This is a genomic window from Blastococcus deserti (assembly GCF_042682525.1).
Lineage (GTDB): Bacteria > Actinomycetota > Actinomycetes > Mycobacteriales > Geodermatophilaceae > Blastococcus_B > Blastococcus_B deserti.
This window is the reverse complement of the sequence record NZ_JBHUHP010000011.1, coordinates 1,362-10,331: the sequence shown is the minus strand read 5'-3', so window position 1 is coordinate 10,331 and position 8,970 is coordinate 1,362. Positions and strand designations below refer to the sequence as shown.

7 protein-coding genes and 1 pseudogene are annotated in these 8,970 nt (G+C 75.6%); 4 read left to right on the top strand and 4 right to left on the bottom strand.

Annotated elements, in window-relative coordinates; genetic code table 11:
• The 3 genes from ACFSHS_RS13035 to ACFSHS_RS13025 all read left to right on the top strand — a co-directional run.
• Positions 1-994 (top strand): PASTA domain-containing protein (locus ACFSHS_RS13035; RefSeq protein WP_376876510.1); only part of this gene is annotated, 994 nt, incomplete at its 5' end.
• 61 nt (positions 995-1,055) lie between these two features.
• The gene (locus ACFSHS_RS13030; protein WP_376876507.1) at positions 1,056-2,582 is read left to right on the top strand and encodes a protein kinase domain-containing protein; all 1,527 of its coding nucleotides are present in this window, start codon (positions 1,056-1,058) and stop codon (positions 2,580-2,582) included.
• Between the two features lie 122 nt (positions 2,583-2,704).
• Positions 2,705-4,510, top strand: coding sequence for a SpoIIE family protein phosphatase (locus ACFSHS_RS13025; RefSeq protein ID WP_376876504.1), 1,806 nt, complete (start codon positions 2,705-2,707; stop codon positions 4,508-4,510).
• A gap of 20 nt (positions 4,511-4,530) precedes the next feature.
• On the opposite strand, the gene ACFSHS_RS13020 is transcribed toward ACFSHS_RS13025, so the two are convergent.
• Positions 4,531-5,310 (bottom strand): hypothetical protein, encoded by a 780-nt coding sequence (locus ACFSHS_RS13020; RefSeq protein ID WP_376876501.1) that lies wholly within the window; start codon positions 5,308-5,310, stop codon positions 4,531-4,533.
• A 194-nt stretch (positions 5,311-5,504) separates the two neighbouring features.
• On the opposite strand from ACFSHS_RS13020, the gene ACFSHS_RS13015 reads away from it, so the two are divergent.
• Positions 5,505-6,788, top strand: a complete 1,284-nt coding sequence (locus tag ACFSHS_RS13015; RefSeq protein ID WP_376876498.1) for a competence/damage-inducible protein A — start codon at positions 5,505-5,507, stop codon at positions 6,786-6,788.
• 18 nt (positions 6,789-6,806) lie between these two features.
• Here ACFSHS_RS13015 and ACFSHS_RS13010 read toward each other — a convergent pair whose 3' ends face one another.
• The 3 genes and pseudogenes from ACFSHS_RS13010 to ACFSHS_RS13000 form a co-directional block, all read right to left on the bottom strand.
• Entirely contained in the window at positions 6,807-6,965 is a 159-nt protein-coding gene (locus ACFSHS_RS13010) for a hypothetical protein (protein WP_376876495.1), read from the bottom strand.
• A 15-nt stretch (positions 6,966-6,980) separates the two neighbouring features.
• Positions 6,981-7,865: a class E sortase gene (locus ACFSHS_RS13005; protein ID WP_376876492.1), complete on the bottom strand. Its 885-nt coding sequence runs from the start codon at positions 7,863-7,865 to the stop codon at positions 6,981-6,983.
• Between the two features lie 262 nt (positions 7,866-8,127).
• Positions 8,128-8,970: pseudogene (locus ACFSHS_RS13000) on the bottom strand (hypothetical protein); the annotation flags it as partial.

The following is an 8,970-nucleotide window of genomic DNA, read 5'->3' as shown; positions in this document are numbered from 1 at the left end:
CAGCGATGTCTACGCCCTGGGTCTCATCGGCTACGAGTGCCTCACCGGTCATCCGGCGTTCGAGGGCGACAACGCCGTCACGATCGCTCTCAAGCAGGTCCGCCAGGACCCGGAGCCGCTGCCCGAGAACCTCCCCGCCGAGGTGCGGGAGCTGATCGGCCGGGCGCTGGCGAAGGACCCGGCGACCCGGTTCCCCGACGGCGCGGCGTTCGTCGCCGCCATCGACGACGTGCAGGCCGGACGTTCCCCGGCGGGCGCGCCCACGACGACGGTGCCCCCGGGCGTGGTCCCTCCGCCCCGGCCCGCCGGGCCGGAGACCGCGCTCACCGAGGAGGTCACCCGGCCTCCGGCCGGGCGCCGCCGCGGACGGGTCGCCATGGTCCTCCTCCCGCTGCTCGGGCTGCTCGCCGGCGCAGGGATCGCCGTGGCCCTCCTCCAGGCCCTCGCCGGCGATCCCGCCGGTTCGCCCTCCGTGGCGGCCGAGCAGCGCGACAGCGGCAGCATCGTCCTGGACGCCGACGAGTACATCGGCCGCCCGGTCGACGAGGTGGTCGCGCGGCTGACCCGGCTCGGGCTCGACGTGCAGCCCCGCGGGGAGGCCCGCGACGACGTCGTCCCCGACCAGGTCACCGACGTGCGACCCCACGGGGAGCCCCTGTCACCCGGTGACACCGTCGTCGTCACGTACTCGACCGGTCCCGCCTCCGGCGACGGACGCACCAACCGTCCCGCTGTCACCGGTGCCGCCGGCGGCGGTGACACCACGGTGGCCGAGGAGGAGACCCCGCCCACCGTCGTGGAGGAGGTCCCGCAGTCGACCAGCGGGCCCACGCCGCCGACCCGCACCGCCACCTCCCCGACCACCATGTCGGGCACCACCACGTCGTCGCAGGCGTCGGCGTCCCAGACGTCGTCGGAGACGACGGGGAGCCAGGGCAGCGCGTCGGCGACGACGTCCGCGGAGTCGCCCGCGACCAGCTCCCCCGCCGAGTGACGACCGCCGGTGCCCCGGGGGACCGCCCGGCCATGGGATCCCCGGGGCGCGGACGGGTGAGGTGACGGCCGACCACGGGTCGCCGCCCCTCGGTGGCCGTTACGAGCTGGTCTCCCTGCTGGCCACCGGCGGCATGGGGCAGGTCTGGCGCGCCCGCGACACGCTGCTCGACCGGCCGGTCGCCGTGAAGGTGCTGCGCAGCGAGTTCGCCGGGGACGCCACCTTCGTCGCCCGGTTCCGGGCGGAGGCGCGGCACACCGCCGTCCTGGCGCACCGCAACATCGCCGCGCTGCACGACTACGGCGAGGTCCCCGCCGGCGAGGCCGGTCCCGAGCACCTCGCCTACCTGGTGATGGAGCTCGTCGAGGGTGAGTCCCTGTCCGACGTGCTGGCCCGCGAGGGGCGGCTCGGCGTCCAGCAGACCCTCGACGTGCTGCAGCAGACCGCCGCGGCGCTGGCCGCCGCCCACGCCGCGGGGGTCGTCCACCGGGACGTGAAGCCGGGCAACGTCCTGGTCGGGGCCGACGGCGTCGTGAAGATCACCGACTTCGGCATCGCCTGGTCGGCCTCCAGCGTGCCGCTCACCCAGACCGGACAGGTCGTCGGCACGGCGCACTACCTCTCCCCGGAGCAGGCGGCGGGGGAGAAGGCCGGGCCGGCCAGCGACGTCTACGCCCTCGGCATGATCGGCTACGAGTGCCTGGCCGGCCGGCGGGCGTTCGAGGGCGAGAACTCGGTGCAGATCGCGCTCCGCCAGGTCCGCGACACCCCCGACCCCCTGCCCGACGACGTCCCCGAGAACGTCCGGCGGCTGATCGGCCGCGCCCTCCAGAAGCACCCCGCCGACCGGTTCCCCGACGGCGGCGCGTTCCGGGACGCCGTGGCCGACGTCCTGGCCGGCCGCATGCTCGCCCCCCCGCCGGCCGGCGGCGGCACCCGGTCCTTCGCCGCGGTGCCCGGTACCGGTGACGTCCCGCCGCGTCCCCGCGGGCTGACGCGGGTCCTCGTGCCGGTGGCTGCCCTGCTCGCCGGTGCCGGTCTCGCGGTCGCGGGTGTCGAGGTGCTCGGCGCGCCCGCCGCCCCGGCGCCCCGCGCCGCCGCCCCGGAGCCGGTGGAACCGGCCGCGGTCCTCCTCGTCGCCGACGAGTACCTCGGCCGCCCCGTCGGGGAGGTGGAGGCCGAGCTCGGCGGCCTGGGCCTGGGCGTCGAGCGGGTGCCGCAGGAGACCGCGGCCCGGGCCCCCGGCACGGTCACCGCGCTGACCCCGGCGGGTTCGGTTCCCGTGGGCACCCGCGTGAGCGTCACCTACGCCGTCGCGCCCGCGGCCGTCCCGGGGCCCGGGCGCCCGGCTCCCCCACCCGCGGGACCGGCGCCTGCACTGTCGGAGGTCGCGGCCACGGCACCCGCCGCCGGTGACGGTGGCGCGGATGGTGCGGACGCCGGCCTCGCCGAGCAGCCGGCGAGCGGGCCCGCCAACGCCAACGGCAACAGGAGCGGCAACGGCAACGCCAACGGCCACAGGAACGGCAACGGCAACGCCAACGCCGGCGGCGGGGCCAACGGGAACGCGCGGAAGGCAGGCGGCTGAGCGCGTCCCGGGGGCGGGTCGGGCCCGTGGGAGGATCGCGGGCGTCCGGGCGTTCCCGGACGACGGATCGAGAGGTGCGCCGCGACGACGCGGCGTAGGGCGGGGCCCGGGGGACGAACGGAGTGAGCGAGCGGTCCGGCGGGTCGCCGCACACCGACTACGCATCGATCTTCCATGCGATGCCGACGCCCTATCTGGTCATGACCCCCGATCTGGTGATCGCCGACGCCAACCCGGCGTACCTGGCCACGACGGGCCGCACCCTCGAGGAGCTGGTGGGCCGGTACGTGTTCGAGGCCTTCCCCGGCAACCCCAACGACCGCGATCCCGACGGCGGCGTGGCCAAGGTCCGCGCGTCCTTCCAGCGAGCCCGGGACACCGGGCGGATCGACACGATGGACATCCAGGAGTACGACATCCCGGATGGCCGCGGCGGCTTCGACAAGCGGTATTGGAGCCTGATCAGCATCCCCGTGCTCGACCGGTCGGGTGAGTGCCGGTACGTCATCCAGCGGGCCGAGGACATCACCGACTACGTCGTCGAACAGCGCAGGTCGGCCGGCGGGACCGGCCGCGGCTCCGGCATGGAGTGGCACCGCCGGGTGCTCGAGGTGGAGTCCGACCTCTACGCCCGTGGCCTCGAGCTGGCTGCCGCCCGGGAGGCCGAGCTCGCCACCGCACGTCGCCTGGCGGCGCTGGCCGGAGTGGCCCTGGACCTCGCCGCCGCCGACAGCGTCGACGAGCTCACCCACATCGTCACCGTCAGCGGGCTGGAGGCGCTCGGGGCGCACGGAGCGGCGCTGGCCGTCCGGGACGGCGACGTCCTGCGGCTGGTGCTCACCGAGCACCTCGGCACAGAGGCGCAGGAGCGGTACGGCGAGCTGCCCCTCGACGGCGGGCTCCCGGCGAGCGTCGCCGCACGCACGGGGCGCACGGTGGTCCTGCCCGACCGCGCCGCGAGCCTGACGTTCTCGCCCGAGATGGGGGACGTGCTCGACGCCACCGGCAACCAGGCGTGGGTGGCCCTGCCGCTGCAGGCGGGGCCCCGCAGCCTCGGCTCGCTCAGCGTGGGCTGGACCGACTCCCGCGACTTCACCGCCCAGGACGTCGAGCTGCTGGAGGCCTTCGCCGCTCAGTGCGCGCAGGTCCTCGACCGCATCCAAACCCGCCAGGCCGAGCGGGTCGCGTACGCCGCCGTCCGGGGGATGGCCGAGGCCCTGCAGCGGAGTCTCCTGACCGAGCCGCCGCAGCCGGAGGGTCTGGAGATCGCGGTGCGGTACGTGCCGGCCGCGGAGCAGGCCCAGGTGGGCGGCGACTGGTACGACGCGTTCCAGGTTGCCGACGACAGCACGATGCTCGTCATCGGCGACGTCACCGGGCACGACCGGCACGCTGCGGCCGCGATGGCCCAGGTCCGCAACGTGCTCCGGGGTGTGGCGCACAGCCAGCCCGAGTCACCGGCCCGGGTGCTCGCCGCCCTCGACCGGGCCCTGCGCGACCTCGCCGTCGGAACGCTCGCCACGGCGGTGCTCGCCCGGGTGGAGCGCGCATCCGACGGGGAACACCCCGGCCGGCTGCTGCGCTGGTCCAACGCCGGACACCCGGCTCCGGTGCTCATCCAGCGGGACGGCGCCGTCACCCTCCTCGAGCGCACGCCCAACCGGCTTCTCGGCGTCGACCCCGGGTCGCCCCGCGACGAGCACGCCTGCCTGCTGCCGCCCGGGTCGACGGTGGTGCTCTACACCGATGGGCTGATGGAGCGGCGCGGCGCCAGCCTGGACGAGGGAACGACCTGGTTGTGCCAGGAGCTGGCCACGCTGCACGACCTGCCGCTGGAGGAGCTCTGCGACCGGTTGCTCCAGGTGCTGCCGGACGCGCTGGACGACGACGTCGCGCTGCTCGCGCTGCGGATCCACCCGCCCGCCTGAGCAACCTCCGAGGGGTCGCGTCAGTCCTTCCTTCGGGGGCCGATCCACAGCGCTCCGCCGAGGGCGGCGAGCGCGGCGGTCAGCACGAACCCCCGGTCGCTGTCGACGACGGGCAGGACGACCAGCAGCCAGAACACGGCGAGGCCGACGAGACCCGCGGCGGCCACCCGCCAGGCCGGGCCCGAGCGATGTGCGTCGCCGGCGGGGAAGAACGCCGCGAAGGCGGTCAGCGCCAGCAGGGCGCAGACGGTGGCGAAGCCCGACCACAGCGTCACCACCGACCAGTAGGACTCCCCACCGAAGCCGAGGGTCAGGCCCAGCTCGAGCAGGACGACCGAGAGCACCACCAGGCCGAGGCCGAGAAGGGCTCCACGGTCCAGCGGTCGCGCGGCGCTGCGCTTCTTCCGTGCGCCGACGGCCGGGGCGTCGGACTCGAGCGTCTCGGGCCAGACGCGGCCGGGAGTTCCGGGCGCCTGGGGGTGCGAGGTGGCACCGGGCGGGGGAGCGGGCGGCGTGGCGCCGGTCGGGGTGGCGCCCGGCGGAGGAGGCGCGACCGGCGGGGCGGGCGGGGCCGGCGGCGGTGGGGTGCCGAGGCCGGGCAGGCCCGGGACGAAGTCGACCGGGCCGGTCGGCACGGGCGCGTCCACCGCCGGGACCGGCGCCGGGGTGGTGGCGTCGGGGTGCGGGGGCAGCTGCTGCGTGGACGTGCCGCCGGCCGGCTGCACCACCGGGATCTCCTGCGTGGTCGGCGGCTTCCGTCCGCCGGTCTCCACGGGCGGGTGGGGTTCGGACGGACTCACGGGCTCCTCCTCTGCATCCGGCGGTCAGCACCTCCGGTGGTCCACGGACCGGACCGCTCCGCCCCGCACCGTATCCGCGCCTCTCCGGCCGCCCCGCGAGGCGCCCCGGGATGCGCGGCCCTAGGGTCCCTTGGAGCGGCGTGCGACCGCACCGATGCACCGCACGGGCCCACCAGCGCCAGCCAGGAGGATCAGTGAGCACCCGCGCCGGCATCGTCGTCACCGGGACGGAGGTGCTCACCGGCCGGGTGCCCGACCGCAACGGCCCGTGGCTGGCCGAGCAGCTCCGGCTGCTCGGCGTCGACGTCGGTCACGTCGTCGTGGTGGGTGACCGACCGCAGGACCTCCACGAGGCGCTGGTCTTCCTGACCGGAACCGGCGTCTCCCTGGTCATCACCTCCGGGGGGCTGGGCCCGACGGCCGACGACCTCACCGCGCAGGTCGTCGGCGACTTCCAGGGCCGGCCGTCGGCCGTCGATCCGGCCCTCGAGCAGCGGGTCGCCGCGGTCGTGGACCGGCTCATGGCCCGTCGCGGGTGGCGCGCCGACCCGGCAGCGGTCGCGGCCGGCGTTCGCAAGCAGGCCCGCGTTCCCGAGGGTGCGACGGTGCTGGAGCCGGTCGGCACGGCGCCGGGCCTGGTCGTGCCCCCCGCGGAGGGCCGCAGCGGACCGACCGTGCTCGTCCTGCCCGGTCCCCCGTCGGAGCTCCAGGGGATGTGGCCGGCCGCGGTGTCCGCGACCCCGACGCGGGCCGCGCTGGCCGGAGCCGCGGAGCTGCGCCAGGAGACGGTCCGCCTGTGGGGAACGCTCGAGGCCCAGTTGGCCGGCACCCTGCGGGACCACGAGCACGAACTGGCGGGTCTCGAGATCACCACCTGCCTGCGGGAGGGCGAGCTGGAGATCGTCACTCGCTTCCCGCCGTCCGCCCAGGCCGCCTACGACCGGCTGGTGGCCGTCCTCGCCAAGGCGTACCGGGACACGCTCTTCTCGACCGGCCCCACCCTCGACGAGGTGGTCGCCACGGGTTTCGCCGACCGGGGGCTCACCGTCGCCACGGCGGAGTCCTGCACCGGGGGCCTCCTGGCTGCCCGGCTCACCGAGCGTCCCGGGTCGTCGGCCTGGGTGCTCGGTGGCGTCACCGCGTACGCCAACTCGGCGAAGGAGCAGCTGCTCGACGTCCCGGCCTCGGTGCTGGAGCGGCACGGCGCGGTCAGCCCCGAGGTGGCCCGGGCCCTCGCCGAGGGCGCCCGCTCGCGGTTCGGCGCCGACATCGGCGTGGGGATCACCGGGATCGCCGGGCCCGGCGGGGGCACTCCGGACAAGCCGGTGGGAACCGTCCACGTCTGCCTGGCCGGACCGGACGGCACGGAGGTGCGGGCGCTGCGCCTCCCGGGGGCACGGGCGCTGGTCCGGGAGCGGTCCGTCACGATCGCCATGCACCTGCTGCGGGTGGCGTTGGTCGGGGGGCCGCCCGCCTGAGCGGCGGGGCGGCGCGGCTCAAGGCGTGACCGTGACCTCGGTGAACGGCAGCAACGGCTCGATCTCCGGGAAGACCACGAACAGCAGCAGCGCGCTGACGGCCAGGACGAGGAGCAGGGCCTCGACCGCCTTCGCCGGGGTGTTGCCAGGCAGGTGGCGCCAGATCCAGGTGTACATGCGAGGACTCCGGGGTCAGCCGAGGAGGGCGGGCGGGCCGTCGGGTGCGGTGGCCTTGCTCAGCGCCGCCCCGTCGAGCCGCGCGTGGATGACCAGCCGCTGCTGGGCCGAGTACTTGGGGTGGCAGGTGGTCAGGGTGAGGTAGGCGCCCGTCGCCGGGCCGTCGGCGGGCCCTCCGGGCGTGGGGGAGATGACGGCGACGTCGGTCGGCCGGACGATCCGCTGTCCCGGGATCCCACTGGGGTCGCCACCGAAGTCGCCGGTCGCGGGGTCGCCGAGGACCCGGTAGACGTACCAGGTGTCGGCGGTCTCGACCACGATCGGGTCGCCGGGCTGCATCCGGTCCAGGTCCAGGAAGGGCGAACCGCGGCCCACGCGGTGGCCGGCCATGGCGACGTTGCCCTGTTCCCCGGGCATCGCCGCGCCGACGTAGTGACCGGGTCCCTGGGCGAGCTCCACCTCGGAGGTGCCCTCGACGACGACCCGGTTCCAGTCGGCGCCCAGTCGCGGGATGTGCAGCACCGCAAAGGGCTGGCCCACGGTCACCTGGATCGGTGCCGGCGCGGGAGCAGGTGCCGGGGCGGGTGCCGGTGCCTCCTCCGACGGTGCCGCCTCGGACGGGGCGGTGTTGGGCGGAGCGACGGAGGGCGGAGCGACGGTGGGCGCGTCGGCCCACTGCTCCTGGATCTGCTGGCTGAGCTGGTCCTGCTGGCGGGCGCTGAGGACGTCGGTCACCCAGAGCTCGTAGACCACGAAGAGAAGCGCGACCAGCCCGAGGGTGATCAGCGTCTGGCCGATGCCCCGGAGCAGCGTGCGGCCCCGGTCCCGCCGTGGGTGCGGCCGCGCCGCCTCCTCACGGGCGGTCCCCGGCGGGTCGTCGAGGTCGACTGCGCTGCTCACCACGAACCCCTGTTCGGCGTCGGCGTCCCGGACGCGGTGTGCCGGGACGGGCTGTGCTGGTCGTGCGGTGCTGGTCGTGCGGTGCTGGTCGTGCGGTGCTGGTCCTGCGGTGCTGGTCGTGCGGTGCTGGTCGTGCGGTGCTGGTCGTGCGGTGTGGTGCGGACGTCGCCTGCCGGGACAGGCTGGCTGCGCTGCCCCGGCAGACGACGTCCAGGTGGGGACCGGCCCGCCGCCCCCGTGTTTCGAGCGGCGGGCCGGTGGATCAGACGGTCTGGGTCTCGCGGCGACGGCCGGCGGCCGTCAGACCGGCGCCCGCGCCGAGGGCGATGAGGCCCAGGGTGAGCGGGACGGAGACGTCAGAACCGGTGGAGGCCAGCTGACCCTTGGGCTGGGCGGCGGACTTGGCCGGGGCCGCCTTGTGGGCGACCGGGGCGGCCTTGACCGGAGCGGCCTTGACGGGAGCGGCCTTGTGGGCGACCGGAGCGACCTTGACCACGTGGGTCACCGGGGCGACGTGCGCCGGCTTCTCCTCGTGGGTGGGCGCCGCGGGCTTCGGGCAGCCGCAGGTGTTGCTGCCGATGTTGCTGATCCCGCCGCTGGTGGAGCCGCCGGGGCCCATGCTGCCGACGTTGGTGATGCCTCCGGGGGTGGAGCCGGAGCCCGAGCCCGAGCCGGAGCCGGCGGTGGCGCTGGTGTTGTTGCCGGAGTTGGCGCCGGTGGCGGAGCCGATCGAGCCGCCGGTGCCGTTGGCCGAGCCGCCGGTGGTGTTGGCGGTGGTGGTCGGGCTGACGGTGGCGGTGCCGCCGTTGGCGCTGGCGTTGGCGTGCTGCTCGTTGTCGATGATCACGAGGCAGTTGTGCCGGCAGTTGCTCTGATCCACGTTGTTGAAGATCAGGTTGCCGGCGATCGCGAGACCACCGTTCGCCTCTGCCTCACCTCCGCTGTTGTCCACGACGGCGCCCACGGCGCTGGCGTCGCCGCCGTTGCCGCTGGCGTCGTTGTCGCTGTCGGCGACGGCGTCACCGCTGCGGGTGGAGTTCTGGGCGACGCTGGTGGCGTCGCCGCTGGAGCTGCCCGAACCGGTGCCGGCGGTGGCGCTGGTGTT